Annotated in this window: 23 protein-coding genes; 12 read left to right on the plus strand and 11 right to left on the minus strand. The window is 63.6% G+C overall.

The features are described 5' to 3' along the window. Positions 1 to 123: 123 nt before the first annotated feature. Together LB523_RS03630 and LB523_RS03635 are read right to left on the minus strand one after the other, a co-directional pair. Positions 124 to 906, minus strand: a complete 783-nt coding sequence (locus LB523_RS03630; RefSeq protein ID WP_224600958.1) for a formyl transferase — start codon at positions 904 to 906, stop codon at positions 124 to 126. Between the two features lie 94 nt (positions 907 to 1,000). Continuing rightward, a complete protein-coding gene (locus tag LB523_RS03635) occupies positions 1,001 to 1,576 on the minus strand; it encodes a DUF4893 domain-containing protein (RefSeq protein WP_224600959.1) in 576 nt (191 codons plus the stop codon). Between the two features lie 238 nt (positions 1,577 to 1,814). Between LB523_RS03635 and LB523_RS03640 the strand changes: the two genes are divergently transcribed. Continuing rightward, a complete protein-coding gene (locus LB523_RS03640; RefSeq protein ID WP_224600960.1) occupies positions 1,815 to 2,726 on the plus strand; it encodes an NAD-dependent epimerase/dehydratase family protein in 912 nt (303 codons plus the stop codon). 3 nt (positions 2,727 to 2,729) lie between these two features. On the opposite strand, the gene LB523_RS03645 is transcribed toward LB523_RS03640, so the two are convergent. Next, on the minus strand, positions 2,730 to 3,371 hold the full coding sequence (locus LB523_RS03645; protein WP_224600961.1) for a DUF1638 domain-containing protein: 642 nt from the start codon (positions 3,369 to 3,371) through the stop codon (positions 2,730 to 2,732). A gap of 53 nt (positions 3,372 to 3,424) precedes the next feature. Here LB523_RS03645 and LB523_RS03650 point away from each other — a divergent pair, with 53 nt between their 5' ends. Beyond that, positions 3,425 to 3,559 (plus strand): entericidin A/B family lipoprotein, encoded by a 135-nt coding sequence (locus LB523_RS03650; protein WP_041003961.1) that lies wholly within the window; start codon positions 3,425 to 3,427, stop codon positions 3,557 to 3,559. Between the two features lie 85 nt (positions 3,560 to 3,644). Here the strand turns inward: LB523_RS03650 and LB523_RS03655 are convergent, their stop codons facing one another. Continuing rightward, on the minus strand, positions 3,645 to 4,343 hold the full coding sequence (locus tag LB523_RS03655; RefSeq protein WP_140551359.1) for a corrinoid protein: 699 nt from the start codon (positions 4,341 to 4,343) through the stop codon (positions 3,645 to 3,647). Between the two features lie 270 nt (positions 4,344 to 4,613). Between LB523_RS03655 and LB523_RS03660 the strand changes: the two genes are divergently transcribed. The 6 genes from LB523_RS03660 to LB523_RS03685 all read left to right on the plus strand — a co-directional run bounded on the left by LB523_RS03660 (position 4,614) and on the right by LB523_RS03685 (position 11,188). Then, positions 4,614 to 6,188: a trimethylamine methyltransferase family protein gene (locus tag LB523_RS03660; RefSeq protein WP_095764936.1), complete on the plus strand. Its 1,575-nt coding sequence runs from the start codon at positions 4,614 to 4,616 to the stop codon at positions 6,186 to 6,188. Positions 6,189 to 6,277: 89 nt separating this feature from the next. Beyond that, positions 6,278 to 6,967: a 4Fe-4S dicluster domain-containing protein gene (locus tag LB523_RS03665; RefSeq protein ID WP_224600962.1), complete on the plus strand. Its 690-nt coding sequence runs from the start codon at positions 6,278 to 6,280 to the stop codon at positions 6,965 to 6,967. 104 nt (positions 6,968 to 7,071) lie between these two features. Continuing rightward, on the plus strand, positions 7,072 to 7,803 hold the full coding sequence (locus LB523_RS03670; RefSeq protein ID WP_224600963.1) for a dienelactone hydrolase family protein: 732 nt from the start codon (positions 7,072 to 7,074) through the stop codon (positions 7,801 to 7,803). A 213-nt stretch (positions 7,804 to 8,016) separates the two neighbouring features. Next, positions 8,017 to 8,577 (plus strand): RNA polymerase sigma factor, encoded by a 561-nt coding sequence (locus LB523_RS03675; protein WP_224600964.1) that lies wholly within the window; start codon positions 8,017 to 8,019, stop codon positions 8,575 to 8,577. A 2-nt stretch (positions 8,578 to 8,579) separates the two neighbouring features. Further along, positions 8,580 to 10,766, plus strand: coding sequence for a vWA domain-containing protein (locus tag LB523_RS03680; RefSeq protein WP_224600965.1), 2,187 nt, complete (start codon positions 8,580 to 8,582; stop codon positions 10,764 to 10,766). 137 nt (positions 10,767 to 10,903) lie between these two features. Beyond that, the gene (locus LB523_RS03685) at positions 10,904 to 11,188 is read left to right on the plus strand and encodes a hypothetical protein (protein WP_224522689.1); all 285 of its coding nucleotides are present in this window, start codon (positions 10,904 to 10,906) and stop codon (positions 11,186 to 11,188) included. An 8-nt stretch (positions 11,189 to 11,196) separates the two neighbouring features. Here the strand turns inward: LB523_RS03685 and bmt are convergent, their stop codons facing one another. Both bmt and LB523_RS03695 read right to left on the minus strand, forming a co-directional pair. Continuing rightward, complete coding sequence (bmt, locus tag LB523_RS03690; RefSeq protein ID WP_224600966.1) at positions 11,197 to 12,219, minus strand: betaine--homocysteine S-methyltransferase; 1,023 nt, start codon at positions 12,217 to 12,219, stop codon at positions 11,197 to 11,199. Positions 12,220 to 12,374: 155 nt separating this feature from the next. Then, positions 12,375 to 13,232, minus strand: coding sequence for a helix-turn-helix domain-containing protein (locus LB523_RS03695; RefSeq protein WP_140541935.1), 858 nt, complete (start codon positions 13,230 to 13,232; stop codon positions 12,375 to 12,377). A 228-nt stretch (positions 13,233 to 13,460) separates the two neighbouring features. On the opposite strand from LB523_RS03695, the gene LB523_RS03700 reads away from it, so the two are divergent. Together LB523_RS03700 and LB523_RS03705 are read left to right on the plus strand one after the other, a co-directional pair. Further along, positions 13,461 to 14,483: a fatty acid desaturase gene (locus LB523_RS03700; protein WP_224600967.1), complete on the plus strand. Its 1,023-nt coding sequence runs from the start codon at positions 13,461 to 13,463 to the stop codon at positions 14,481 to 14,483. A gap of 75 nt (positions 14,484 to 14,558) precedes the next feature. Beyond that, the gene (locus LB523_RS03705) at positions 14,559 to 15,395 is read left to right on the plus strand and encodes a phosphate/phosphite/phosphonate ABC transporter substrate-binding protein (RefSeq protein WP_224600968.1); all 837 of its coding nucleotides are present in this window, start codon (positions 14,559 to 14,561) and stop codon (positions 15,393 to 15,395) included. Here LB523_RS03705 and LB523_RS03710 read toward each other — a convergent pair. The 5 genes from LB523_RS03710 to LB523_RS03730 all read right to left on the minus strand — a co-directional run bounded on the left by LB523_RS03710 (position 15,363) and on the right by LB523_RS03730 (position 23,093). Then, positions 15,363 to 16,703, minus strand: a complete 1,341-nt coding sequence (locus LB523_RS03710) for a M24 family metallopeptidase (RefSeq protein ID WP_224600969.1) — start codon at positions 16,701 to 16,703, stop codon at positions 15,363 to 15,365. The two genes, LB523_RS03705 and LB523_RS03710, sit on opposite strands and share 33 nt — an antisense overlap. Before the next feature lie 16 nt (positions 16,704 to 16,719). Further along, a complete protein-coding gene (locus LB523_RS03715; RefSeq protein ID WP_224600970.1) occupies positions 16,720 to 18,123 on the minus strand; it encodes an ArnT family glycosyltransferase in 1,404 nt (467 codons plus the stop codon). A gap of 189 nt (positions 18,124 to 18,312) precedes the next feature. Next, positions 18,313 to 20,895, minus strand: a complete 2,583-nt coding sequence (locus LB523_RS03720) for an FAD-dependent oxidoreductase (RefSeq protein WP_224600971.1) — start codon at positions 20,893 to 20,895, stop codon at positions 18,313 to 18,315. Continuing rightward, positions 20,892 to 21,377: an endonuclease domain-containing protein gene (locus tag LB523_RS03725; RefSeq protein WP_411966430.1), complete on the minus strand. Its 486-nt coding sequence runs from the start codon at positions 21,375 to 21,377 to the stop codon at positions 20,892 to 20,894. Before LB523_RS03725 ends, LB523_RS03720 begins: the two co-directional genes overlap by 4 nt. Before the next feature lie 138 nt (positions 21,378 to 21,515). Beyond that, entirely contained in the window at positions 21,516 to 23,093 is a 1,578-nt protein-coding gene (locus tag LB523_RS03730) for a trimethylamine methyltransferase family protein (RefSeq protein ID WP_224600972.1), read from the minus strand. 241 nt (positions 23,094 to 23,334) lie between these two features. Here LB523_RS03730 and LB523_RS03735 point away from each other — a divergent pair, with 241 nt between their 5' ends. Next, entirely contained in the window at positions 23,335 to 24,495 is a 1,161-nt protein-coding gene (locus tag LB523_RS03735; RefSeq protein ID WP_224600973.1) for an MFS transporter, read from the plus strand. A gap of 72 nt (positions 24,496 to 24,567) precedes the next feature. After that, complete coding sequence (locus tag LB523_RS03740) at positions 24,568 to 26,637, plus strand: prolyl oligopeptidase family serine peptidase (protein ID WP_224600974.1); 2,070 nt, start codon at positions 24,568 to 24,570, stop codon at positions 26,635 to 26,637. Positions 26,638 to 26,835 lie beyond the last annotated feature (198 nt).

Genomic DNA, 26,835 nt, shown 5'->3' on the forward strand with positions numbered 1-26,835 from the left:
CTCGAAGTCTTGGAGCATTGCCGCATGCGTGGTTGAGCCGCTTGTTATGGGACGACGCGCGCGCCTTCAAAAGCGACGCTGATGATAAGGCAAAGCGAATGCTGAAATTCTGTCGCCGGCTGACTACCAGACGCGTTTGGTCACGCCGGTCCAGAGATAGAACCAGATCGTCGGGTGATACCATTGCTTCGATGGCAGGCCCGGATCGATCGTTTCCAGTCTGCCGACCAGCGCATTGCCGACCGCCTCGACGCATATGTCGCGCGAAAAGGCTGCCTGCCGCAACGCGTAGCTGGCGATCGTGTCGCCGGTCCTGGGCCTGCCGCGCGCCTGCTTCAGCACGCCGCCAGTGTCGACGCCGGCATCGACCAGGTGCACGGTGGTGCCGAAATTCCCTTGATCGCCGCAGGCCAGCGCCCAGTAGCCGCCATTCATGCCGCGATATTTCGGCGCGATGCCGGCATGGTAGTTGAGCACCGGGCAAGGCATTCTTGCCAGCGTTTCCTTCGACAACAGCCTGCAGCCGGCAAGCAGCACCACGCCCGGATTGATCCTGGCGACCGCCTCGAGGCATTCCGGCCTGTTGGCGGATGGCACATGGATGATCACCTGACCTTGCCGCGGTTCGGTGTCGAGCTTCTCCTCGGCGATCAGCCTCTCGGCATGACCGGCGAGGAACCGCTTGCCGAGCCTGGTCAGCACCATCGTGCCGAGCTGGCCTATGGCCGAGATCCAGCCCTGACGGCGCGCACGGCGGATGAGCAGGCGCTTTTTGGATTCGGCGGATTCGAGGATGACGCTGACGGGACCGACGCGGTCGGCAAGCGCATTGACGATGGCCCAGATATGCGGGCCACCTTCAGTGACGACCACGACCGGTCGCGTATTCGAGTCCGACGCTGCCACGGCACCCACCCGCTTGAAATCGCGCGCATGCTATGCAGAGCAGGTTAATCCTTGGTGTGCCGGCGCCGTTTCAACGAGGCAGCAGAGGACGGGCTCAGCGCTTGAATTCCATGATGTCGAGTTTCGATTCGTAATAGGGCGCCGGGAATTCGATCCGCCATTCGGTGGCGCTGTTGCGGAAAGCGTAGCCGACCTGGTCGCTTTCGGGACCGCTGCCATAGGGCTTGGCCTTGTCGTCATTCACCGAGAAAGAGCCGAGATAGATCGAGCGCTTCTCGCCATCGTCGAAGAAGCGACCGGTGGTGCGCTGCGAGCCGCTGATCTTGGTAAGCCGCCAGCCGGAACCATCGTCGGTTACCTTGCACTTGAACCAGCCATAGATGATGAGCGGGCTCAGGCCGCCCGCCTTGATGGTGCGGCACTTCCAGTTGCCGGTGAGATCCTTGTCGGAGAAGGCGACGAGAGGTCTGGCGAGCAGTTCGTCCAACTGCTTGACCTCGGACGGATCGCCGGCTTTTGCCGCCTCGAGAGCCGCCTTGCGTGTCTCCCCATATTTGTCCAATCGCGCCTTGTCGGCAGCCGTTATCAGCTTCTGCACCTCGCCGTCGGCAAGGGACGGCAAAGTGAGGGCGACGAGACCAAGGGCGGCAAGGAGCAGGCGAGACATCATGAACGTGTTTCCTCAAATCAATAGCTGGAACAAAGTTCTTTCTATCGCTGACGCACAACTTACCGGTTCGCGCTCACCTGTCATCCGTGCTTTACAGCGTGAGCCAGAGCCGGATGATTTCAGGTCGGGTCGACCTGAAATCTGAATCCGGCTCCAAATCAAAGAGATAGAGCATGATGTCGTCCGAAAACCGCTCCACACTTTTCGGCATCATGCTCTAGAAAATGGCGGTTGATCGATGCGAATCTTGCTCACGGGATCGTCCGGCTGGTTGGGCGGCATGCTCAAGCCGAGGCTTGAAGCGCTCGACCATGAGGTGGTCGGTCTCGATCCGGTTGCCTCGGCGCGCACGCAGGTCGTCGGCTCGATCGCGGATCGCGATCTTGTCCTGAAGACCGTCCGCGAGAACAGCATCGAGGCCATTATTCACAGTGGGGCGCTGCACAAGCCGAATATCGAGCATCATGAGAACACGACCTTTATCGCCACGAACGTGCAAGGCACGCTCAATCTGCTCGATGCTGCCGTGGCCTGCGGCGTGCAACGCTTCGTCTTCACCTCGACGACATCGCTCATGATCTCGCAGGCAATCCGCGCAGGGTTCCAGGGCGGCGCGCGCAAGGCCGCCTGGCTGACGGAAGAGATGTCGCCTGAGCCGCGCAACATCTATGGCGTGACGAAACTCTCGGCCGAGCATCTCTGTCGCCTCTACCATATCGAGCATGGACTGCCGGTGGTGGTGCTGCGCACGGCACGCTTCTTTCCCGAGGCGGACGACATGGCGCATGCCATTGAGCAGTCCGATGCCAACACCAAGGCCAACGAGTTGCTGTTCCGGCGACTGACGGTGGAGGATGCGGCGGAAGCCCATGTGGCGGCCCTGGAGAAGGCGCCGAGCCTTGGCTTCGACATCTTCATCATCTCGGCGCCGACGCCGTTCCGGCCGCAGGATTGCGCCGAACTGATCGCCGACGCGCCGTCCGTCGTCGCGCGCTATTTCCCGGATTATTCGAGGCTCTATGCGAGGAAGGGCTGGACGATGTTTACCTCGATCGACCGCGTGTACGATCCGTCGCGGGCGAGGGAGCGGCTGGGCTTCGTCTGCAGGACCAGCTTCGCCGATGTGCTTGCAGCGCTGGAAGAGGCGTGACGGCTAGGCGTCTCGGGCAGCGCCCTGTGCTGTCCGCGCCAGCTCGCCGGTCAGATCGCCATAGCCGGTCGAGCGGCGCTCATAGGCGAGGCCAAGCATGGCGGCGGCTTTCTCGGCGACCTTGTCGAGCTCCGGATCCTCGGTCTGGGCGAGATAGATCAGCTTCTCGTAATTGCCGAAATAATCCTTGATCAGCTCGGGATGCCGGTCGAGGCCGAGCGGCTTGATGAAGAAGGCCTCGAACTGGCGGCAGAGGAAATCAGTCATGTAGAACGACATCATGTCGTCGTCGGCGACCTTCGCGTAGGCGTCCATGCCCTGGTAGAAGGCAAAGCAGTGCGGCCCCGCCATGCGCTCGACGCCGTGCTTCTCGATGACGCGATCGAGCAGGCCGCCGGTGCCGCAATCGGCATAGCCGACGAAGATGTGCTGGTAGCCTTCCGCCTTGGCTTTCTCGATCGCCTTGTCCATCGCCGGCGCGATGCGGTCCGGATAGAAATGGAACTCGGCCGGCAGGCAGGTCAGATCGAGATGGTCGAGCTTTAGCTGTTGCTTGACGGCCAAAACTTCGCGCGCAATCATCCCGCAGGCGATGACGAGCAGCCTGTCTGTTTGATTCGGTTCCGTTTTTTGCGTCTTGACCAAATCGGGCCGGCTTTCGCTGCGGGGCTTAATATCTGTCGAGGGAGACACCGTCCATGAAACTGCTACGCATCGCGCCGATCGCCATCCTGGCCTGCGCGCTTGCACTCACGGCCTGCGCCAACACCATCCGGGGCGTCGGCAAGGACGTCAAATCGACGGCAAGGGCGGTCAAAGACACCGTCAACTGATCGGCTGCCTCGCCTATCATCTGGGTACAAAAAAGCCGCGCTGCAAGGCGCGGCTTTTCTTGTCGATCCATCCTGATGCCTTGGGTCAGGCGGAAGCGCGAACGTTGTGCTTGCGCTTCATGTAATCCTTGGCGGTCTCCACCGCCACAGCGGCGTCGCGGCAATAGGCATCGGCGCCGACGGCCTTGCCGAATTCCTCGTTGAGCGGCGCGCCGCCGACCAGCACGACATAGTCGTCGCGGATGCCCTTTTCCTTCATCGTGTCGATCACGACCTTCATATAGGGCATGGTGGTGGTGAGCAGCGCCGACATGCCGATGATGTCGGGCTGGTGCTGCTCGATGGCGTCCAGGTATTTCTCGACGGCGTTGTTGATGCCGAGGTCGATGACGTCGAAGCCGGCGCCTTCCATCATCATGCCAACGAGGTTCTTGCCGATGTCGTGGATGTCGCCCTTGACGGTGCCGATCACCATCTTGCCCTGCTTCGGCGCACCGGTGGCGGCGAGCAAGGGGCGCAGGATGGCCATGCCGGCCTTCATCGCGTTGGCGGAAAGCAGCACTTCCGGTACGAACAGGATGCCGTCGCGAAAATCCTCGCCGACGATGCGCATGCCTTCGACCAACGCCTCGGTCAGCACCTTGTAAGGCGCCCAGCCGCGCTCGAGAAGGATGTTGGTGCCTTCCTCGATCTCTTCCTTCAGGCCGTCATACAGGTCGTCGTGCATCTGCTGCACGAGCTCGTCGTCGGAAAGCTCGGAAAGGATGATCTCGTCGTCGGACATTTTCTCGGGCTCCTTGCTGCTCGGGATGACTGCGGCAGCCTAAAAATCGATGCGCCAATACCTAACCTGCGAGGGCAAGCTAGCCATAGCTGATTTGCGACTTCCCACAAAAGGAAAGCGACTGGAAAGTTGGCGCTTTTCTTGTCGATTTTGCGACAGGCGTTGGCGCTGGCGGGCCGTTTCCAATAGGGTGCATGGTTACGATCCGGCGAGAAGCGGCGGTTACGGGCCGCGAGCCAATCCAGACCAGGTTTTATAGGAAGCACGATCATGAGCGAGAACGCGGCAGTCGACCAGGAAGCGTCAAACGCAAGGCGTGGGCGCGGTGCCAGCGGCGGCGCGGCGGCCCGGCGCGCGGCGCGCTCGGGCGGCGGTCCGGGCACACAGCTCACCTATATCAAGCGCAAGATCAACGTCTACGAGGTCCTCAACGAGGAGGGCCTGGCGCTGATCGAGAAGAACACCGACACCGTGCTGGAAGAAATCGGCATCATCTTCCGCGACGACGCCGAGGCGCTGGCGCTGTGGAAAGAGGCAGGCGCCGACGTCAAGGGCGAGCGCGTGCATTTTCCCAAGGGCCTTTGCCGCTCGCTGTTGAAGACGGCCCCTTCGATCTACACCCAGCATGCGCGCAACCCGGAGCGCTCGGTGCAGATCGGCGGCAACGCGACCGTGTTCGCACCGGTCTACGGCCCGCCCTTCGTGCGCGACCTCGACGGCAACCGCCGCTACGCGACGATCGAGGATTTCCAGAATTTCGTGAAGCTCGCCTATATGGCGCCCTCGATCCACCATTCGGGCGGCACGGTGTGCGAGCCGGTGGACGTGCCGGTCAACAAGCGCCACCTCGACATGATCTACTCGCATATCCGGTATTCGGATAAACCGTTCATGGGCTCGGTGACGGCTCCGGAACGGGCCGAGGACACGGTGGCGATGGCCAAGCTCGTGTTCGGCGACGACTTCGTCGAGAACAACACGGTGCTGACCAGCCTGATCAACGCCAACTCGCCGATGGTGTTCGACGAGACCATGCTAGGCGCGCTGAAAGTCTATTCGCGCCACAACCAGGCCTGCATCGTCACGCCCTTCATCCTGGCCGGCGCGATGAGCCCGGTAACCGTCGCCGGCACGCTGACGCAGGTGCTGGCCGAAGTGCTCGCCGGCGCTTCGTTCACCCAGCTGATCAGGCCTGGCGCGCCGGTGCTGTTCGGCACCTTCGCCTCGTCGATCTCGATGCAGTCCGGCGCGCCGACCTTCGGCACGCCGGAGCCGTCGCTGGTTTCCTACGGCGCCGCGCAGCTCGCGCGCCGGCTCGGCCTGCCGTTCCGCACCGGCGGCTCGCTCTGCGCCTCGAAGGTCCCGGACGCGCAGGCAGCCTATGAGAGCGCCAACACGCTCAACTCAACGATCCTTGCCGGCACCAATTTCGTCCTGCATTCGGCTGGCTGGCTCGAGGGCGGTCTCGCGTCCTGCTACGAAAAATTCATGATGGATATCGACCAGCTCGGCATGCAGCAGAAGTTTGCCGAAGGCGTCGACCTGTCGGAAAACGGCCAGGCGATGGACGCCATCCGCCAGGTCGGTCCGGGCAGCCACTATCTCGGCTGCGACCACACGCAAGCGAATTTCCAGACGGCCTTCTACCGTTCCAGCATCGCCGACAACAATTCCTACGAGCAGTGGCTGGCCGAAGGCGAGAAGACCGCCCCGCAGCGCGCCAACGAGCTCGCACGCCGCTGGCTGGAAAGCTACGAGGCGCCGCATCTCGATCCGGCCATCGACGAGGCGCTGAAGGACTTCATCGCCAGGAAGAAGGGCTCGATGGCCGACGCCTTCACGTGAAAGGAGCCCGAGTCAGGCCGGGCTAAAGTGGCCGACATCATCCACAAGGAAGTCTGGCGGAGCGCGTTCTCCGACCCGGACCGGAAGGGATGACTTTTTTCCGCGGCACGGTCGAGGAGATTGCGGCCGCGCTCGCGGCCAACGGCCTGATTCTCCGCGGCGGTTTCAGCTTCGGTGACGATGAGGTGGCGCCAGCCGGGCCTTCCGGCGCGCCGGCCAAATCCGTGCTGCTTGTCGGACAGGCGGGCGCGGCGCCCTGGCCGCATTTCCAGCGCTGGCGGGAACGACAGGCGAGGGACATCGCCAACCCACTCGACAGTTGGTCGCGCGAGGTGATCGGCGCGGTGGCGAAAGAATTCGGCGCCCGCGCGGTGTCGCCATCCGATCGGCCCTACCTGCCGTTCCAGCAGTGGGCGATGCGGGCCGAAGGGCTGAAGCCGTCGCCGCTCGGCATCCTCATGCATCCGACCTATGGACTTTGGCATGCCTATCGCGCTGCATTGCTGTTCGAGGACGAGATTTCTCTTCCAGAAGCTCATCAGCCGATTCACCTTTGCGACGCATGCGTCGAAAAACCCTGCCTGAAATGCTGTCCGGTCGGCGCATATTCGGTGGCTGGCTTTGCGCACGAGGCGTGCCTAGTGCATGTGCGTGGCACGGCCGGTACGCCCTGCCGCGCCGGCGGCTGCCTCGACCGCAACGCCTGTCCTTACGGCGCTGAGTATCGCTATCCGGCCGATGCCCAGGCTTTTCATATGGCGGCGTTCGCCGGACTGTAGGCATTCTTCCGAACCGCACGGAAACTTGACCGCGATCGAGAGGTTGCGGCTTGCCCTGCCGGGCGGCGCGGATATCTATCGCCTGGCAACCGGCGGAGCGCGCAATGACGAAGCAGGACATCGAGATCAAGACCCTGGACGGCACGGCGAAGGCACGGCTGTTTCGTCCAGCCGCGCCGGCCAAGGCTGGCGTCATACTCTATATGGATATTTTCGGCCCGCGCCCGGCGCTCGACCAGATGGCCGAGCGCCTCGCGGAGCATGGCTATGCCGTGCTGGTGCCCGATCTCTTCTACCGCTATGCGCCCTATGGTCCGTTCGATCCCAAAACCGCCTTTGCCGAGGAAAAGACCAAGGCCCTGCTGTTGATGCTGAGCGGCGGCACGACGCAGGGCATGACCATCCGCGACGGCAGCGCCTTCCTCGATGCTCTGGCCGCCGAGGGGATCGCCGGACCGATTGGCGTCGTCGGCTACTGTATGGGCGGCGCGCGGGCGCTGAACGCGGCGGCGAGCTATCCCCACCGTATCGCCGCCGCGGCAAGCTTCCACGGCGGCAATCTCGCCAGCGACGCGGCCGACAGCCCGCACCGCAAGGCGGCCTCGATCAAGGCGCGCGTCTATATCGGCGTTGCCGGCATAGACCGCAGCTTCCCGCCGGAGCAGTCGGCGCGGCTGGCGGAGGCGCTCAGGGTGGCAGAGGTCGACCACGTGATCGAGAATTATGTCGGCGTCGACCACGGCTGGTGCGTCAAGGACCACAGCGTCTATGACGAGGCGGGCGCCGAGAGGCATTGGAAGCGGCTGACGACGTTCTTCAAAGAGACGCTGGGATAAGGTGTGCCGATATTCGGGTGAGGCCGGCCTACAAAAGGCGGCTTCCTGCGCTTCCGGTGCTCACGCTCCGCTCCGGTTCTCGGAAACCACCATTTTCGGCTCGGCCTGACCCGAATCTCGACACACCTCGTCCATCGCGCCTAATTGCCTTCTCAAAAAAATCTTTCCATCGCCCCAAGGATTGGCCATTAGCCTTCGTCCAACAGGCAAATGATGGCGATGATGCTGGACGACGGCGAAGCCTCCGATGCCGAACTGATCGGGCGGGCGAGGGGCGGAGACAGGGGTGCTTTCGGCAGATTGCTCGAAAGGCACTACGGCTTCGTCTATCGCGCCGCCTATCGCTGGTGCGGCCGCAAAGCCGACGCCGAGGACATCGCCCAGGACGTCTGCGTGCGGCTCGGCCGCGCGATCCGCGATTATCAGGGCAGCGGCGCCTTCACGACATGGCTCTATGCCATGACGCTGAACGCTTCGCGCGACATGATGCGCAAGCGCGCCCGCGACACCGCCAAGGCCGATGCCTACTGCGCCTATGCGCTGATCGCGGGCGAAGCGTCGGCGGAGGTCGACGATCCGGCCGAGGCGCTGTGGGCGGCGGTGCGGATGCTGCCCGACAAGCAACGCGACGCGGTGCTGCTGGTCTATGGCGAAGGTCTCAACCACGCGGCGGCCGCCGAGATCATGGCGATCTCGGAGACGACGGTGTCCTGGCACATCCATGAAGCGAAGAAACGGCTGAAGCTGCTGATGCGCTCAGCCGGGGAAGTGTGACCATGGTCGACGACAACGAACTCGAAAGGCTGCGCGATATCGCGGTACCGGCGCCGGATGGCGAGGCCAAGGCGCGCGCGTTCGCCGCCGCGATGCAGGCCTTCGACCTCGACGAAAAAATCTCCCCTGTTGGCCAAGGAACGTCCGCAGGCCTTCGTCTCACGGAGCGAGCAAGAATGCTCTGGAGAGACATCATGCAACGGAAACTCATCGCCACGCCGGCCATCACCGCGCTGGTCGCGCTGCCTATCGCCGGCTATGCCGCTTTCGAGATGCTGAAGGATCACCCGCCCGTCGTCGGCGGCAACGGCACGGTCACCGAGACCTTGGCCGACAAGCCGGCGGCGCAGAAGCCTGCGCCGGAACAGCCCGCGATCAACGAGCCGCTGGCAGCGGCGCCGGCCAAGGAGAAGAAGACAGACGCCGACGCCGAGACTCGGGCCAATTCACAAGTGGCGGCGCCGAAGCCGGCGACAGAGGTCGACGGCCTGCTCAAGCAGGAGGCTGCGCCGGAGAGCAAGCGCGCCCTGCAGCCTGCGCCGGCGGAGAGCGGCCAGCTCGCGGCCGGCGGCAAGGACGGGTCGTCAAACAGAGTGATCATGTCGATGACACCGCCTAGCGTCGATGAGGCTGAGCGGGCCGACAAGGCGCCGGCAGGCGGCGCGGCCGCCATTCCGGCGTCTCCGCCCGCCGTCGCCGATTCCAAGCTGATGGTGCAGCCCGCGCCCATGCCGGTCGACCAACTGCAGCCGCAGGAGGAAAACCGCGATCGCGTCGAGAATTTCAAAACCAATCCGGTGCATGAAACAGCCCAGGATCCGGTCTCGACTTTCTCGATCGACGTCGATACCGCCTCCTATTCTTTCGTGCGTCGCTCGCTGAAGGAAGGCAGTCTGCCCGACCCGGACACGGTCCGCATCGAGGAGATGATCAACTACTTCCCCTATGAGTGGAAGGGTCCGGAATCGGCTTCAACGCCGTTCAACTCGATCGTCACCGTCATGCCGACGCCGTGGAACGAGCACACCAAGCTGATGCATGTCGCGATCAAGGGTTTCGACGTTAAGCCGGCCGAGCAGCCGAAGGCCAATCTGGTCTTCCTGATCGACGTCTCGGGCTCGATGGACGAGCCCGACAAGCTGCCGCTGCTGAAATCCGCCTTCCGCTTGCTGGTGAGCAAGCTGAAGCCAGACGACACCGTCTCGATCGTCACCTATGCCGGCAATGCCGGCACGGTGCTGATGCCGACCAAGGGGGCGGAAAAGCAGAAGATCCTTGCGGCAATCGACAATCTGGCGCCCGGCGGCTCGACGGCCGGCGAAGAAGGCATCCGCGAGGCCTACAAGCTTGCGCAGCAATCCTTCGTCAAGAACGGCGTCAACCGCGTGATGCTTGCCACCGACGGCGACTTCAATGTCGGCCAGACCAGTGACGACGACCTCAAGCGGCTGATCGAGAAGGAGCGCAAGACGGGCGTGTTCCTCTCGGTGTTCGGCTTCGGCCGCGGCAATCTGAACGACCAGATGATGCAGACCATCGCGCAGAACGGCAATGGCACGGCGGCCTATATCGACACGCTGGCCGAAGCCGAGAAGGTGCTGGTCGAGGATGCCTCCTCGACGCTGTTCACCATCGCCAAGGACGTCAAGATTCAGGTCGAGTTCAACCCGGCCACGGTCTCCGAATACCGTCTCGTCGGTTATGAGACCCGCGCCCTGAAGCGCGAGGATTTCAACAATGACCGCGTCGATGCCGGCGATATCGGCTCGGGCCATTCGGTGACCGCGGTCTATGAGATCACGCCTAAAGGCAGCGGCGGCGAGCAGGTCGATGCGCTGCGCTACGGCCAGGCCAAGGTCGACAATGGCGGCGTCGCCAATGCGGGCGAATATGCCTTCGTCAAGATCCGCTACAAGCTGCCGGACGAGAACGTCTCGAAACTCATCACCACACCGGTGACCGCCGCCAATGAGGTCTCGTCCTTCGATGCGGCCGGCGCCGACCAACGTTTTTCGGTTGCCGTCGCGGCCTTCGGGCAGAAGCTGCGCGACGAGGATCAGACCGCGAATTTCAGCTATGACCGCATCGCAGAGATCGCCAATGCCGCGCGCGGCGCCGATCCATTCGGCTATCGGGCGGAGTTCCTGTCGCTGGTGCGGCTGGCCTCGTCGCTGGACGGCAACAAGTAGGCCATTGCGATTGACTGAAGAGCCGGCGGGACAGTCCCGCTGGCTCTTTTTCGATCGTTAAATTGCACGGCTTTTCCGGAACCTCGCCGCAACGAGCTTCTGTTAGTCGGTGCTGACAAGGGTTTGAGGGATCAGCAGTGCATATCACGACAATGGGGAACGTGAACTCGACGGCGGCCAATGCCCCGGTGCGCGGACCGTCCGCTGCTTCAGCGGAAGCCGCGCGAATCAGGAACGATGTCGACGCGGCGCGCAACACAGCGCTTTCGGCCCTCAACAACGACCGTTTTCGCTCGATGCTTGAGCAGATCAGCGACCCCGGCGCATCGGGCGCTCTGATGACGATGGGCGCCGACAACCAGGGCAGTGCCGGCACCGATCTCAATACCGCGCTGTCGCGCTACGCTGAAAACAGCAAGTAGAAAACGTATCAGGCGCGGCTGCGCCGGCGCTCGCGGCGGGCTTCGCTGGTCTCGGCGGTGTTTGCCGTCGCCGCCTTGTTGCGCATCGGGCCGATGCGCTCGACGATCGTCTCGACGGTCGGGCGGGTCGACTTGGTGTGCGCGTCCAGCGCCTTGCGCATGGCAGCAAGGTGCGCGAACGAGGTGCCGCAGCAGCCGCCGACAATCTTGGCGCCGGCATCGACCGCCAGCCGCACATAATCGGACATCAGCTCCGGCGTGCCGGAATAGTGGATCTCTGCGCCGCGGAACTCCGGAATACCGCAATTGCCCTTGACGATCACGGTCGCATCGGGCTTCGCCTCGGTCATGTCGAGCAGCGACGCCAGGATATCGGAAGCGCCGACGCCGCAATTGGCGCCGACGCCGAGAGGGGCCTGCGACAGGCCATCGGCGACGGCGTGGATATCCTTCGGCAGCAGGCCCATCATGGTGCGGCCGGCCGTGTCGAAGGAACCGGTGTAGGTATAGGGCAGGCCGACACGGATGGCGGCCTCAGCCGCGGCGCGGATCTCGTCCGGTGCCGACATGGTCTCGATCCAGGCGACTTCGGCGCCGCCGGCCTTCAAGCCCTCGATCTGTTCGGCGAAGGCCTCGACCGCCTCGTCATAGGTCATGGCGCCGAGCGGCACCAGCAATTCGCCGGTCGGGCCGACGGAGCCGGCGACGATCACCTTGCGGCCGGCCTTGTCGGCGACAGAGCGGGCAATCTCGGCGGCGCGCTTGTTCAGCTCGTGGACGCGATCCTGCGCATGATGCAGCTTCAGCCTGTGGCGAGTGCCGCCGAAGGAATTGGTGAGAATGATATCGGCGCCGGCGTCGACAAAGTTCTGATGCAGGCTGGCGATGGTCTCGGGCGCCGCCTCATTAAGCAGCTCAGGCGCTTCGCCGGCCTCCAGACCCATCGCGAACAGATTGGTGCCGGTGGCGCCATCGGCCAAAAGCACGCCTTTTTCGGCAAGCAGTGCGTCAATAGGGTTGGTCGCGGTCATGGCCCTGAATTTCCTGCCTGGAATGGCTTTCGCGTTCAAATTCAAATAACGATATAAAGAAGTCTTTATGTCCAGTCAACGAATTTGCGGCCGAGAAAGGCCACGGGTTTCGCTGGAACGATCAGGGGCAGCCAAGATGATATCGATGCGCGCGATCAGGCAGAGCCTGATGGGAAGGACATTGCGGCCAGCTTTTGCGCAAAGCTCGCGGCCTCGTGCGCGTTGATGTCGGCGGCCCGGATCAGGTTGTCGAAATGGCTGGTGAGCGTGCGGATCGGCTGAGTGGCGCTCAACACGATATACATGTCGCCGACATAGATCGCGGCGCGATAGGGGCCAAAGATCGTATAGGGGATCGAATAGCGAATGCGGCCGTCATAGAGGAACAGGCGAAAGGTCGGATAAAGGTCGTCAAGCAGCGCCGCCATGTGCAGCAATTGCTTGCGCCGTTCGGCCTCGGGGAAACGATCCCAGACACCGAGGCCGCGCGCGAAGATCTCCAGCGTGTGGCGCGGCATGCAGACTTCCATGTCGGTCTCCGGCCGACGGTTGTAGTCGATGCGATATTGCGTTTCGCCTGCCTGCGCCTCACGGCTCTTGTTGGCAATGCCGGCCTCATATTCCACCAGTGCCTCGGTCCGCAGAAGGTCGGGAATGCCCGCGGGCACATAGCGGATCTTGGTGCCGGCCGCCTCGGCATGCCATTTGGCCAAAAGCGTGCGGTCGAAGCCGTCGGGCGCCTCCTCGATCTCCAGGCTTTCTCTGATTTCGCCGGTGACACCTTCGTCCTGGCTCAGGCCCAGCAGCCAGTCGAGCGACACCTTGAACTCGGCGGCGATGTTGAGGAGGGTCTCGGCGCGGGGCAGGCGGGTCGAGGCGCCGGAGAGGAGCTGCGACAGCGCCGAACGGTCGATGCCGACCGCCGTCGCGAAGGCCGACTGGTTCAGGTCGGACCGTGTCAAGAGCAATTTCAGGCGCTCCCGAAAGGTCGTCGACAGATCGCGCTTGTCCATCACGCAGCTCCAGCATTGAGGAGGAAAAATTTGCGCCGGGGCCGTTCTGAACGTGGCTCAGGCGGAAATGAATCCCGATGTCTGTTTACAATGTATAACATGTGCCGCCAAAAATGCGCATTCGCAACGGTTTGTGCGCATTGTCGCGTTGATGTAACGGCAGGCTACTGACACAATGTTGTCAGGAATCGAGTTGGTTCCGGCGACTGGGGGGCAGTGGTCGAGAGCATGGCAAGCGTGAATACCGGCACGAAAAAGAGACGTAGCAGCACACCGGCTGTCGAATGGCCGACAGTCTCCCTCACACTCTTCTGCTACGGCGCATGGCTCGCCGCCGGTTTCCTTGTCTGGCCATCCCATCCGCTTCTGGCGCTTGCCGTCCTGCCCTTTATCCTGGCTCTGCAATCCTCGATCATGCACGAAGTGCTGCACGGTCATCCGACCCGCAACGCCAGGATCAATGAAGCCTTCGTCTTCCTGCCCATCGGCATGGTCTGGCCATTCCGCCGCTTCAAGACCATCCACCTTCGCCATCATGCAGACGAGCGCCTGACCGATCCGCTCGACGATCCGGAGAGCTACTATCAGGCGCTCTGGATGCATGAGGGCCTGCCGCCGACAATGAAGCTTCTGCTCAAGATCAACAACACCATGGTTGGCCGCCTCGTCCTCGGTCCGTGGTTGTCCTCGGTCGGTTTCTTCATCGACGATGCCAAGCAGATCCTTGCCGGCGACAAAGCGATCCGCAAGGCCTGGCTGCTGCATGCCATCGGTCTCGCAATTGTCGCGCCGATCGTCACGTTCGGTTTCGGCATCCCGCTGTGGCTCTATATCCTGGTGCCGGTGTGGCTCGGCCAGTCGCTGATCTCGATCCGCACCTATGCCGAGCACCAGTGGTCGGAGCATCCGGAGGGGCGAACGGTGATCGTCGAGCGCTCGCCGCTCTCCTTCCTGTTCCTGAACAACAATCTGCATTTCGTTCATCACAAGAGCCCGACCATTGCCTGGTACCGGCTGCCGAAGCTCTTTCGCGAGCGCCGCGAGGAGTGGCTGCGGATGAACAACGGTTATGCCTATCCGAACTATTTTGCGATGCTGAAAGCCCATGCGTTCAGGGCCAAGGAGCCGATCGTCCATCCGGTGCTGCGGCGCACGCCGGAACCGGGCCGCGCCTTCAAGCCGCGCGTCAGGGCGCGCAATGTCAGCGGACTTGGCACGGCGCCGGTTCCCGCCGAGCCGCCGAAGGAGTAATTTCGACTATCCCGACGCTTTTTTCGCGGCGGAACGCAGGCGCCGAAGGCCGCTTGCTTTTGAAAGCTATTCGACATGAGCAAGTTCGTTGCGGCCCTGCCTATGTATGATTGGTCCGAAGCGCGGGGCGAGGTCGACGCGCAATGGGCGCGGCTCCGCGACGCTTTCCGGCAAAGGGGCGTCGATGCGCCGGAGGCGGTCGTGCGCAGCAATCGCGAGCTGCCAGGGGTTCCAGGCGGGATACTCGACGGCGCCGGCAAGCCGATCGCACCCGACCCGGCGACGCTGCCCCCGGAAGAATTGGACTTTCACCAGCTCTGGCTGAGCCCGGCGCTGCTCTTCGGGCAAACCTGCTGGGGGCCGATGGAACTCGGTCTTGCGCGGCATGTGCAGGTGGTTGCGCAGCCGAGCTACGATGCGTTCGAGGGCGGGCAGGGAGAGCTCTATTCCAGCGCGCTGGTGATGCCGGCGGATGGCGGACCGGGGATTGCCTCGCCCGCGGACGGCAAGGCCCTCATCCCGATCGACCTTCTCCGCGGCAGGCGCTTCACCTTCAACAATCCGGATTCGATGTCCGGGCTAATCGGCCTGCAGCGCGACCTGGAGGCGATGGGCGAAAGCCTGGACATCTTCGCCTCGCGCGGCGAAAGCGGCGGCCACCGGTCGTCGATTGTGGCCGTCGCGGAAGGCAGGGCCGAGGTCGCGGCCATCGACTGCGAAAGCTGGGCGCTGGCGCAACGTTTCGAGCCGGCGGCGAGAGGCGTGAAGGTGGTCGGCTGGACGGCGCGGCGCAAGGGCCTGCCCTATATCACCGCCCGAACGACGCCGGAAAAAATCGTTGCCGCGATGCGCGACGCCGTCGCGGCTGTCGAAAGCGGATCAGAGCAGCCGCTCGTCCAGCTTGTAGGCTGAAAGCTTCTCGTTGCCGGTTTCGGTGATCAGGATCTGCTCCTCGATCTTGACGCCTTCGCGCCCGCCAAGCCTGCCGATATAGCTTTCGACGCAAAGCACCATGCCGGGTTCGAGCACGCCGTCCGGCGTGTCGTCGGTCCAGTCGCCGGCATGCGGCAGCGTCGGATATTCGTCCGCCAAGCCGACCCCGTGATAGAGCACGCCGTAGCGCGTCGGATAACAGTCGTCCGGCGGCACCGCCGAGCGTTCGACGAGATCGCGAAAGGAGATGCCCGGCCGCATCAGTTCGGTGTTATGAGCGATCTGACCGGCGGCGATGCGGAAGAGGTCGTGCTGCTCGTTCGACGGCTTTCCGTCGCCGCAAAGCCATGTGCGCGAAAGATCGGCGCAAAACCCGTAGGGACCGATCAGGTCCGTGTCGAAGGCGACGAGGTCGCCATCCTCGATGACGCGCGAGGAGCATTCCTGGAACCAGGGATTGGTGCGCGGTCCCGATGACAAAAGCCGCGTTTCGATCCATTCGCCGCCGCGCGCGATGTTGCCGCGATGCAGTTCCGCCCAGAGCTCGTTTTCGGAGATGCCGGGCTTCAGCGCTGTCTCCATCTGGCCAATCGCTGCCTCGCAGGCGACGATGGCGCGGCGCATGGCGAGGATCTCGTCCGGCGATTTGATGAGGCGTGCACCCTCCATCACCGCCTCACCATTGCCTATCGCGATGCCGCGGCGGGCGAGTTCCTCAACGCCTTCCGGATTGATGCGGTCGACGGCAATGCGGCGGTTGCCGCCGCCATGCTCGGCAACGAGCTCGGCGATACCGGCACCCCAGCGCCGGACTTTCTGCTCGGTGAGCTCGCCGCTGTAGAGATATATCCACGACACGGCGGGGCGCACCTCGTCGACGACACCCGAATGATCGGACAGGTGCTCGCAGGAGAAATAGTCGAACAGCACCACCGGCCCTTCCGTGGCGACGAAACAGTGGCGTGTCGGATTGTGCGCGACCCAGAGCTGCATGTTGGTCGAGTCCGTCGCGTAGCGGATGTTGACCGGGTCGTAGAGCAGGGCGCCGGCATAGTCGCGGCGTTTCAGCTCGGCGCGGATGCGGTCCAGCCGGTATCTGCGCATTTCGGCCAAGTCCGGCGCGGCGATGCCCGCCTTCGCCCACTCGGCTTCGGTAGTCGCGCCATAGCCCAGCAGATGCTGGTTGAGCGAGGCCGCCTTTTCACGCGAGGCCTCGCGCAGCGCTTCGACCGAGCTGGGCTCGAAGGGCATGATCTTGCGATGGCGGCCGAAGCCTAGCTTGTCCATTCGTCCCACCTGAAGCTTACTGCGCGGGCTTCTTGTGCAGTCTGGTAATCGTGACCTTGCGGGGCGGAAAGCCGAGTGCCTGCGGCACTTCAATCGTGCGGTGGATGGTGTCCATCACGTAGCCGACCTTCGCCAACTCTTCGAAAACCTCTGAGGACGATTCCCTGTCATCGGTAAGCACGAGCACCGCCGGCTCGCGGATCGACCTGGCGAAGTCCGGCGTCTCATCATCGAGCGCGATGAGATCGGCATCGACCAGGCGCAGATTGCCGACCCAGAACCAGCTCGAGACCACAGTCTTGACCGGTCCGTCGGCGTTGATCTGGTCGTAAAGCGAGCGGTAATCCGTGCGCACGATGCTGCCGCGGCTGTCGCCGCCGTGCAGATGCATGTACCAGCTCAGCGGCAGCACCAATATGGCAAGGAGAGCGCCGACGAAGACAATGGTGGCTTGCGTCTTTCGGCCTTTCTGGCCCATGGCGTCGAAGCGCATGGCGAGCGCCGCGGGCAAGAGGATGAAGATCGGTAGCATCCAGCGGTCGCGAAACTGAGTGATGCCGGCCGCCAAGACGACTGTGACCATGACCACAAAACCAAGTACGATCGCCCGCCACAACAGCTTTTCCGGCCACCGTACCGGCTGAGGCGGATCCGTCCGTTTTCTTGTCGCCAGGACGTAGGCGACGGCAAAAATCGCGACCGGCAGTCCAGCGAAATTGACGATCGCGTTGACCAGTCTGCGGATGCCGAGAAGCGCCGTTTTCGCAACGCTGCCGCCTTCGGCGACGCCCAGCCCCCCTTGGTGCGCGAGCAGGTCTTCCAGATGTGTCAGGCTCCAATAAAGCGTCGGCAGGCAGGCAAGGACCGCCACCGCCACGCTGATTGCGAAACGGCGGTCGAAGATCGCCTCACGCGTTTCGCGAACCGAGAGAGATGCCAGGAACAGGGCGGCAAGGAAGATGACGATGTTGTATTTCGACAGCATCGCGGCCGCCGTCGCCAGGCCGAAAAGCGCATAGGCAACGGCCGATCGCCGCTTCTCCACCTCGACCAGCGCCAGAAGCAGCACCGAGGTGAAACAGAATATGGCGACCGAGTGGGTGAGGGCGTGCTGCATCTCCCAGAAGATCTGAGGAAACAGCAGCAATCCGAACATGCCGGCCGCCGCGGCGCGGTTCGAGTAGCCGAGGCGGCGTATGGCGGTGAAATAGGCGACCAGCCCCGCGGCCAGCAGGCCGTATTTGACGATCTTGAGGGCAAGGACGCTGGTTCCGACCAGCGAGGCCGCAAGCGTCGCCAGCCAGGTGTATAGAGGCGGCTGCGAGCTGCCGTAGCCGGCGGCCAGGAATCGCATTTCCGTCAATTGCTCTGCATCGTCGACACCGACGCCGGTGCCCGCAACATGGGACAGCAGGGCCATCATGACGATCTGGGTCAGGCAGTAGAGGAGGACCGACGCAACCGCCGCGCTGAATGGACCGACCCGTTCATCGCAGAGCCAATCGGTCCATTTCTCTAGTTGCCGCAAGGGGATGGTCTTCTCATGCTGATGCGCCGGTAGTGGGCTCGGACCATGCCATAGCTACCGACGCAATCCAACAATGGGGCTTCAGGTCCGCATCTTCTCGCCGCTCGGGTCGAAAGGCGGCTCGACATTGATGCGGGCCGGGCGGCGGTGGCCGAGAATCTCGATCTCGAACAGGCCGGCGCTTTCGTCCTCGGCAAGAGCGGCCGGCACATAGCCCTGCGCCATCGACTTCTGCACGTAATGCGCATAGCCGCCCGAGGTCACCCAACCAACGACGCGCCATTCGCCATCGACGATGCCGCGCACGGCCGAAGCGCCTTCGGCGGCCTTCGAGCCGCGCACTTCCTTGCCTGACGTGTCGAAGCGCGGCGCGCCGTAGCTATGCGGCTTCTCGACTGTGCCGTAATCCTTGCCGACCTTGGCCCAGATCGGCTCGTCGCCCATCACGTCGGCATCGGCAGCGTCGACGATGAAGGAGACCCGGCGCAGCTTCGGCCCTTCGACATGCTCCCGGGCGGACGCCTCGCGGCCGATGAAGTCGTTCTTCTCCAGCTTGATGAAGCGGTCCATCGAGCCTTCGAACGGTCCGTAGATCGGACGCAACTCGCGGAACCAGGTCGGAAAATTCTTTTCCAGGCGCATGGAGAGCAGTGCACGCATGCCGAAATCGACGATGCCGAATTCCGCGCCGGCTTCCTTGATCGCCTTGTAGACCAGGCGCTGGTAGGCGGGCGCCATCCAGATCTCGTAGCCGAGATCGCCGGTATAGGTGATGCGGTTGACCATGCAGGGCGCGCCGCCAACGGCCATCTCGCGGAAGTCCATGAAGCGGAAGGCCTTTGTCGAGACATCGACATCGACAAGCTTCTGCAGCAGGTCGCGCGATTTCGGCCCGGCGATCGAGAGACCGACCAGCGTCTGGTCGAAGCGGTGGATGCGCACCGAGCCATCCTTCGGCAGGTGCTTCTCAAACCAGCGCATGTGATATTTCTGCGCTGCGGACGAGCCCCAGATCATGAAGCGGTCTTCTCCATTCCTTGGGCCGGCCTTGGCGATGGTGAAGTCGCCGATCAGCTTGCCGAATTCGTTGACCATCGGGGTCAGCACGATACGGCCGACCTTCGGCATGCGGTTGGTCATCAGCCGGTTGAGGAAATCTTCCGCGCCCGGACCGGACACCTCGTATTTGGCGAAGTTGGCGATCTCGGTGACGCCGACCCTGTCGCGCGTAGCGCGCACTTCCTCGCCGATCGGGCCGAAATCGTTGGAGCGGTGGAAGGAGACGATGTCCTTCGGCACCGTGCCCTTCGGCGCGAACCAGAGCGGCGTTTCCAGGCCCCACGAATCGCCCATGACGGCGTTGTTGGCGAGCATGGTGTCGTAGAGTGGCGTGGTCTGCGCCGGACGGGCGGCGGGCAGTTCTTCGTTCGGGAAGCGGATCGAGAAGCGGCGCGAATAGTTTTCCCGCACCTTGGCGTTGGTGTAGCGCAGGCTCGCCCATTCGCCGAAGCGAGCGACATCCATGCCCCAGACGTCGAAGCCCGGATCGCCATGCACCATCCAGTTGGAGAGCGCGAGGCCGACGCCGCCGCCCTGGCTGAACCCGGCCATGACGGCGCAGGCGCACCAGAAATTCGTCAGGCCCTGCACCGGGCCGACCAGCGGGTTGCCGTCGAGCGCGAAGGTGAAGGGGCCGTTGATGATCTGCTTGATGCCGGCCTTCTCGATGCCGGGGAAATGCTTGAAGCCGATCTCCAGCGACGGAGCGATGCGGTCGATGTCGGGCTGCAGGAGCTCATGGCCGAAATCCCATGGCGTGTTGACCGGCGACCACGGCTTGCAGGCCTTCTCGTAGGTGCCGAGCAGGACGCCGTTGCGCTCCTGGCGGGTGTAGATCTCGCCCTTGAAGTCGAGCACGCCGATCATCTCGCGGCCGGTCGACTTGTTGAATTCCTCGACCTCCGGCATCGGCTCGGTCAAAAGGTACATATGCTCCATGGCCAAAACCGGCAGCTCGACGCCGACCATGCGGCCGATCTCGCGCGCCCACAGGCCGCCGCAATTGACGACGTGCTCGGCATGGACCGTGCCCTGCTCGGTGACGACGTTCCAGGTGCCGTCCGGCTGCTGAGTCAGGTCGACGACGCGGTTGCGCAGCACGATCTCGGCGCCGAGCTTTTTTGCCGCCTTGGAATAGGCGATGGTGGTGCCCGAAGGGTCGAGATGACCTTCGACCGGATCCCACATGGCGCCGACGAAGTTCGTTTCGTCCATCAGCGGGAACATCGCCTTGGCTTCCGAGGGCGTGATCAGCTCGGTATCCATGCCGAGATAGCGGCCCTTGGCGTGAGCCAGCCGCAGAAAGTCCATGCGCTCGGGCGTATCGGCCATCATGACGCCGCCGGTCAGATGCAGCGAGCAGGACTGGCCGGAGAGTTCCTCGATCTCCTTGTAGAGCTGGACCGTGTAGGCCTGCAGCTTGGCGACGTTCGGGTCGCCGTTCAGCGTGTGGAAGCCGCCCGCCGCATGCCAGGACGAGCCGGAGGTCAGCTCCGAGCGCTCGATCAGCATGATGTCGGTCCAGCCGGCCTTGGCGAGGTGATAGAGCACCGAACAGCCGACGACGCCGCCGCCGATGACAACCGCTTTTACGTGGGATTTCATGCAGATAGATCCGTGTTTGAAAATACTGAACCGGGGGATCGAGGTGTGAAAACAAAGCGGAGATCCGATGCCGCGATGTTTTCGGTCAGCCTGCCGTCGAGCGCGGCGAGGATGGTTTCACAGACGGAAGCACGATGTTTCAGGACGTCATGGTTCCAGAAGCGCAGGATCGAGTAGCCCTGAGCCTGCATGAAGTGGTCGCGGCGGCGGTCATATGAGCTGTCGGCGTGTTGGGATCCATCGACCTCGACGACGAGCCAACGCTCGCGGCAAGCGAAGTCGGCGAAGAACGGTCCGATGGAAAACTGGCGCGTAAAGCGATAGCCGCCGAGCTTGCGTGACTTCAATTCAAGCCAAAGCAAAGCTTCCGCTTGATTGCCGGCTTGCCGGAGATTTCTTGCGCGCTTGGTCGTGCCTTGTTTGCGACGGCTTCGCGTTTGAGCAGCGCCTTCCCCCACTCCGTCGCCGCTTCGCGGCGCCACCTCTCCCCCCTCCGGAGGGAGAGGAAAGGAGACAGCTGGAATCGCCTCGCGCCTTTCCTCTCCCCCGTCGATCGGGGGAGAGGTGTCGAGCGAAGCTCGACGGAGTGGGGGTCGACTATTCATCCTCAACACAGATGGTCAGAAATCCGTCGGCGCGCCGCCTTCGGCGCGGCGTTTCTCGACGAAGTCGTTGAGCTCCTCGCGGATGGCCGGATCCATATAAGGCTCCTCGTAGGAGGCAAGGCGCTCCTTCCAGACCTTGTTGGTCCGCTCCATCGCTGTCGGCGAACCCGCCTCGGCCCATGTCTCGAAATTGCGCCAGTCGGAGACGATCGGCGAATAGAAGGCGGTCTTGTAGCGCTCCTGCGTGTGCTGGGTGCCGAAGAAATGACCGCCAGGACCGACCGACTGCATGGCGTCGAAGCCGAGCGCATCCTCGGAGAGGTCGAGCGGGGTGAGGAATTCGGCCACCATTTGCAAAAGGTCGATGTCGAGGATGGTCTTTTCATAGGAGCAGCGCAGGCCGCCTTCCAGCCACCCGGCGCCATGCATCATCAGATTGCCGCCGCCCTGGATCGCGCCCCACAGCGAGAACACGCTTTCATAGGCGGCCTGGGCGTCGACCGTATTGGCGGCGCAGGTGTTGGAGGTGCGGTAGGGAATTTGGTAGCGGCGCGCGAGCTGGCCGCCGACGAGCTGCGCCTTCATATATTCGGGCGTGCCGAAGGCCGGCGCGCCGGACTTCATGTCGACATTGGAGGTGAAGCCGCCATAGCCGACCGGCGCGCCTTTCTTGACCATCTGCGCGAAGGCAATGCCCGAGAGCGCCTCGGCGTTCTGCTGCACCAGCGCGCCGGCGACGGTGACGGGCGCCATGGCGCCGGACAGCGTGAAGGGCGTGACGATCACGGCCTGGCCCACGCTCGACATCTGGATGATGCCTTCCATCATCGGCACGTCGAGCTTGAGCGGCGAATTGGTGTTGATGATGGTGAAGACCGACGGTTCCTGCATCAGCTGCTCGCGGCTGATGCCGCGCGCGATGCGGGTGATCTCGATGCCGTCGACGTTGCGTTCCTTGCCGAGTGAATAGATGTGGAAGACCTTGTCGGTCAGCATGGCGAGGTCGCGAATGCATTCCAGGTGCCGCACCGACGGATGGATGTCGATCGGCTCGACCGGATAGCCGCCGGTGCAGTGCAGGATGTTGTGCATCTGCGCCAGGCGCAGGAAGTTGCGGTAATCGGCCTGGTTGCCGGGCCTGCGGCCGCGGTCGAGGTCGGAGCAGTTCGGCGCCGAAGCCATCATCGACAGGATGACGTTGTTGCCGCCGAAGCGCAGATTATGCGCCGGGTTGCGGGCATGCAGCGTGAATTCCGACGGGCAGTGCGAGACAAGCTCGAGGATTATGTCGCTGTCGAAGCGCACGCGCTCCGAGCCTTCGCGCACGTCGGCGCCGTGGGCCTTCATGATGCGGCGGGCCTCATCGTGCAGAACGTCGACGCCGATTTCCCTCAGCACGCGCAGCGAGGCGAGGTGGATTGATTCCAATTCGTCATCGGACACCAGCCTGGTCGGCGTCAGCGGGTTCTTCAGCTGCCGGAAGGCGGGCTGCTCGAAGGCGGCCGAGCCGCCGGCGCGCTTTCCCGCGCGGCCGCCACGGCGGGCGCGATCGGTTGCCAGTGCCGGCTCGGCGGGATGAAGGGCGGCAGTCATGAGAAGCCTCGTGAGGATGCGAATTTGGCCGGCATAATGGACTGGCAGCAATGCAGCCGGTGAGGAGGCGGCGACCACTAGGGCGAGGGAAGCGACATGACGGAAGGGGAGCTTGAGCAAGCCTCCCTGCAGCGCCGGGGCTCCTGACAGGGTTTGGCTGGAGCATCCGCTTTCGCGGGCCGTGGGCCTTACGGCAACCGGCCGCAACGGCTAAGCCTTCCACCGATTGGATCAGGAACTGATGGCTCTGGCGGATTCAAACAGCAGCGAGAGCGTGCAGTGGGCGGCGATCACCGGCGTGATCGCGACGGTTTCCGTCTTCGCCATAGCGCAAGGACTTTCCTATCCGCTGCTCAGCTTCATCCTGCAGCGCCAGGGCGTTTCGCCGGCGATGATCGGACTGTCGGCGGCGATGACGCCGGTCGGCTTCATCCTGTCCTCGCCGCTGATCCCGGGATTGGCGCGCCAGTTCGGGGCAGGGCGGACCGCGCTGACCTGCGCGGCGCTTTCGGCGCTGGTACTGGCGCTGATCGGCTGGACGCAAAATGTCTATCTGTGGTTCCCACTGCGCTTCCTGATCGGCGTGGTGACCAACCCACTCTATGTCTTGAGCGAAATCTGGGTGATCGCTCTGGCGCCGCCGGCGCGGCGCGGCCGCGTCATGGGCATCTATTCAACCATCATCTCGGCGGGCTTCGCGGCCGGGCCGCTTTGCCTGCTCGGCGTCGGCACCGAAGGCTGGCCGCCTTTCCTTGTCGGCATTCTTGCCTTCCTCTTCTGCGGCGGCTGCCTGGCCGTGGTGGTGAAAAGGCTGCCGAAGGTCGACGAGACCGAGAACAAGGTTTCGGTGCTGGGCTTCATACCAATGGCCTGGCTGCTTATGTCGGCCGTGATCGTCGCGGCCGGGTTCGAGCAGGCGATACTGGCGCTGCTGCCGGTCTATGGGACGCATCACGGCATTCCCGAGGCACGCATGTCGGCGCTGCTTTCCGTGATGATCGCCGGCAACATCGCCATGCAGGTGCCGCTCGGCCTGCTCGCCGAAAGGCTGACGGCGCGCCTGGTGCGGTTCGGCTGCGTGGCGGTGACCGTCCTTGGATGCGTGGCTTTGCCGGCGCTGATCGAGACGCAGCTGATCTGGGCTTGCGTCTTTATCTGGGGCGCCGTTTCCTACGGCATCTACACGATGTCGATCATCGAGCTCGGCGAGCGCTTCACCGGGTCGGCGCTGGTTGCCGGCAATGCCGCCTTCTCGCTGATGTGGGGTTTTGGCGGCATCGTCGTGCCGCCGCTCACTGGCGGCGTCATGGATGTCATTGGCGCCGCCGGCCTGCCGGTCACGCTTGGCGCCATCTGCGCGGCGCTGGCGGCGGCGACAGTTGTTCGACGGCGCGTTTTATGACCGGCCCCGAATGGCTCTTGAATATCAAGGCAGCGAACGCGATGTAGGCGGGGCCGCCGGATGGAGACCTGTATGACCAGCACGATGACCAAAACCCAGCTCGAATTGACCGCCGACGATCCCTACCTCTGGCTTGAGGATCGCAACGGCAAGGAAGCGCTGGAGTGGGTTCATCGCCAGAATGCGCTGACGGTCGCCGAATTGCAGGGCGATCCTTCCTACCAGGCGACCTTCGAGATCGCGCTCGACCTGATGACGGCCGAGGACAATATCCCAGTCGGGGCTGCGCTTGCCGGCTACGTCTATAATTTCTGGCAGGACAAGACCAATGCGCTGGGTCTCTGGCGGCGCACGACGGTCGCGTCCTATAAGACCGACAAGCCCGACTGGGAGACGATCATCGACTTCGATCAGCTTTCCGCGAAGGAAGGCGTGAAGTGGGTGTTCGGCGGGGCGAGCCGGCTCTATCCCGATTTCAACCGCTGCCTGCTCTACATGTCGCCCGATGGCGGCGATGCCAGCGAGATGCGCGAATTCGACATCGTGACGAAATCCTTCGTCGAGGACGGGTTTCGCGCGCCCGCTTCGAAGTCGGGCTTTTCCTGGCTGGACGAAGATACCGTGATCGTCTCCGCCGCTTTCGAGGAAGACGACAAGACGCAGTCCGGCTACCCGCGCGTGATCAAGCTGTGGCGGCGCGGCGCCAAGCTCGAGGACGCCACGCCGATCCTCGAAGGCGAGAAACAACATCTCGCGGTCGGCGGCGGCGTCGAATATGACGGCGACAAGCGGCACGTGCTGCTCGGCAAGACGCTCGACTTCTTCACTTCGCACAGTTTCCTGCGGCTGCCTTCGGGTGAGAACCGGCGCATCCCGCTGCCCGACGACGCCACGGACACGGTGGTCTTCAAGGGCCAACTGATCTTCGGCGTGCGCAGCCCCTGGACGGCGCCCGACGGCACGCGCTGCCTGCCCGACGGGCTTTATTCCGTCGATTTCGATCGCTGGATCGAGAGTGGTGCCTTCGGGCCGTTCCAGACCGTGCTTGAGCCGGCGCACCGCGTTTCGATCGCCGGCCTCGCCAGGACGCAGGACCGGCTGTTCATCAACCTGATGGACAATGTGCGCGGCAAGATCATCGCCTGCGACCGCGCCGCAGAAGGCTGGTCGCTGAAGCGGATAGCGCTGCCCGACAACGGCAATGTCGGCATCAGCCATGTCGAGCATTTCGGGTCGAGCGTCTCCTTCTCCTTCACCGATTTCCTGACGCCGAGCTCGATCATCTGGTCGGATGACAATGGCGAGACGCTTCAAACGGTGAAGTCGCAGCCGGCCCGCTTCGACGCCTCGCCTTATATCTCGGAGCAGTTCGAGGCGCGCTCGAAGGACGGCACGATGATCCCGTATTTCGTGGTGCGGCGGCGCGACCAGAAAGGACCGGTGCCGACGCTGCTCTACGGCTATGGCGGCTTTGAAGTGCCGCTGCTGCCCGGCTATGCCGGCATTCGCGGCAGGCTCTGGCTGGACAGGGGCAACGCCTATATCCAGGCCAATATCCGAGGCGGCGGCGAGTTCGGTCCGGCCTGGCATCAGGCGGCGCTGAAGGGCAAGCGCCAGAACGCTTTCGACGATTTCGCGGCCGTGGCCGAGGACGTGGTCCGGCGCGGCATCACCACGGCGGCGCAGCTTGGCATCCAGGGCGGTTCCAATGGCGGCCTGCTCACCGGCACGTCGTTGACCCAGCGGCCGGAGCTGTTCGGCGCCGTCATCATCGACGTGCCGCTGCTCGATATGCTGCGCTACACCGAACTGCCTCCCGGCGCCTCGTGGATCGCCGAATATGGCGATCCGTCGAAGCCGGAGGAGGCGGCCTGGCTCGGCGCCTATTCGCCTTACCAGCATGTCAAGGCGGGCGCTGCCTATCCGCCGGTGCTCCTGATGACGTCGACCGCCGATGATCGCGTCCATCCCGGACATGCGCGCAAGATGGCGGCGCGGCTGCAGGAGGCAGGTCACGGCAGGACGCTGTTCTTCGAGGAGACCGAAGGCGGCCATGGCGGGCGCGGCGACCGTCGGCCGCAGGCGGCGCAGACGGCGATGCGCTACATATTCCTGCAGCGGGCGCTAACCGGAACAGCTTGAATTCTAGGCCTCAGGCGGCATAAGCTGCCGCCATGATCCGCTTCAGCACATCTGGCGCCTTCGGGGTCGCGGTGACGCCGTCACCGCGCACGCTGCGCGCCGAGCTGTTGCGGCTGTGCGCCCGCATCGGCTATTCGCCGCCCCGTTTCCTCTGACGAATCCGCCCCGGCCGCTGCCGGATTGATTCAAGAGGAAAGA

Source organism: Mesorhizobium sp. ESP-6-4 (genome assembly GCF_020164735.1).
GTDB lineage: Bacteria > Pseudomonadota > Alphaproteobacteria > Rhizobiales > Rhizobiaceae > Mesorhizobium.

What these genes read in the sequence shown, in the direction of transcription:
- LB523_RS03635 (WP_224600959.1), bottom strand. Translation starts at nt 1,576, where the DNA reads ATGATGTCTCGCCTGCTCCTTGCCGCCCTTGGTCTCGTCGCCCTCACT.
- LB523_RS03640 (WP_224600960.1), top strand. Translation starts at nt 1,815, where the DNA reads ATGCGAATCTTGCTCACGGGATCGTCCGGCTGGTTGGGCGGCATGCTC.
- LB523_RS03650 (WP_041003961.1), top strand. Translation starts at nt 3,425, where the DNA reads ATGAAACTGCTACGCATCGCGCCGATCGCCATCCTGGCCTGCGCGCTT.
- LB523_RS03655 (WP_140551359.1), bottom strand. Translation starts at nt 4,343, where the DNA reads ATGTCCGACGACGAGATCATCCTTTCCGAGCTTTCCGACGACGAGCTC.
- LB523_RS03660 (WP_095764936.1), top strand. Translation starts at nt 4,614, where the DNA reads ATGAGCGAGAACGCGGCAGTCGACCAGGAAGCGTCAAACGCAAGGCGT.
- LB523_RS03665 (WP_224600962.1), top strand. Translation starts at nt 6,278, where the DNA reads ATGACTTTTTTCCGCGGCACGGTCGAGGAGATTGCGGCCGCGCTCGCG.
- LB523_RS03670 (WP_224600963.1), top strand. Translation starts at nt 7,072, where the DNA reads ATGACGAAGCAGGACATCGAGATCAAGACCCTGGACGGCACGGCGAAG.
- LB523_RS03675 (WP_224600964.1), top strand. Translation starts at nt 8,017, where the DNA reads ATGGCGATGATGCTGGACGACGGCGAAGCCTCCGATGCCGAACTGATC.
- LB523_RS03680 (WP_224600965.1), top strand. Translation starts at nt 8,580, where the DNA reads ATGGTCGACGACAACGAACTCGAAAGGCTGCGCGATATCGCGGTACCG.
- bmt (WP_224600966.1), bottom strand. Translation starts at nt 12,219, where the DNA reads ATGACCGCGACCAACCCTATTGACGCACTGCTTGCCGAAAAAGGCGTG.
- LB523_RS03695 (WP_140541935.1), bottom strand. Translation starts at nt 13,232, where the DNA reads ATGGACAAGCGCGATCTGTCGACGACCTTTCGGGAGCGCCTGAAATTG.
- LB523_RS03700 (WP_224600967.1), top strand. Translation starts at nt 13,461, where the DNA reads ATGGCAAGCGTGAATACCGGCACGAAAAAGAGACGTAGCAGCACACCG.
- LB523_RS03705 (WP_224600968.1), top strand. Translation starts at nt 14,559, where the DNA reads ATGAGCAAGTTCGTTGCGGCCCTGCCTATGTATGATTGGTCCGAAGCG.
- LB523_RS03710 (WP_224600969.1), bottom strand. Translation starts at nt 16,703, where the DNA reads ATGGACAAGCTAGGCTTCGGCCGCCATCGCAAGATCATGCCCTTCGAG.
- LB523_RS03715 (WP_224600970.1), bottom strand. Translation starts at nt 18,123, where the DNA reads ATGGCCCTGCTGTCCCATGTTGCGGGCACCGGCGTCGGTGTCGACGAT.
- LB523_RS03720 (WP_224600971.1), bottom strand. Translation starts at nt 20,895, where the DNA reads ATGAAATCCCACGTAAAAGCGGTTGTCATCGGCGGCGGCGTCGTCGGC.
- LB523_RS03730 (WP_224600972.1), bottom strand. Translation starts at nt 23,093, where the DNA reads ATGACTGCCGCCCTTCATCCCGCCGAGCCGGCACTGGCAACCGATCGC.
- LB523_RS03735 (WP_224600973.1), top strand. Translation starts at nt 23,335, where the DNA reads ATGGCTCTGGCGGATTCAAACAGCAGCGAGAGCGTGCAGTGGGCGGCG.
- LB523_RS03740 (WP_224600974.1), top strand. Translation starts at nt 24,568, where the DNA reads ATGACCAGCACGATGACCAAAACCCAGCTCGAATTGACCGCCGACGAT.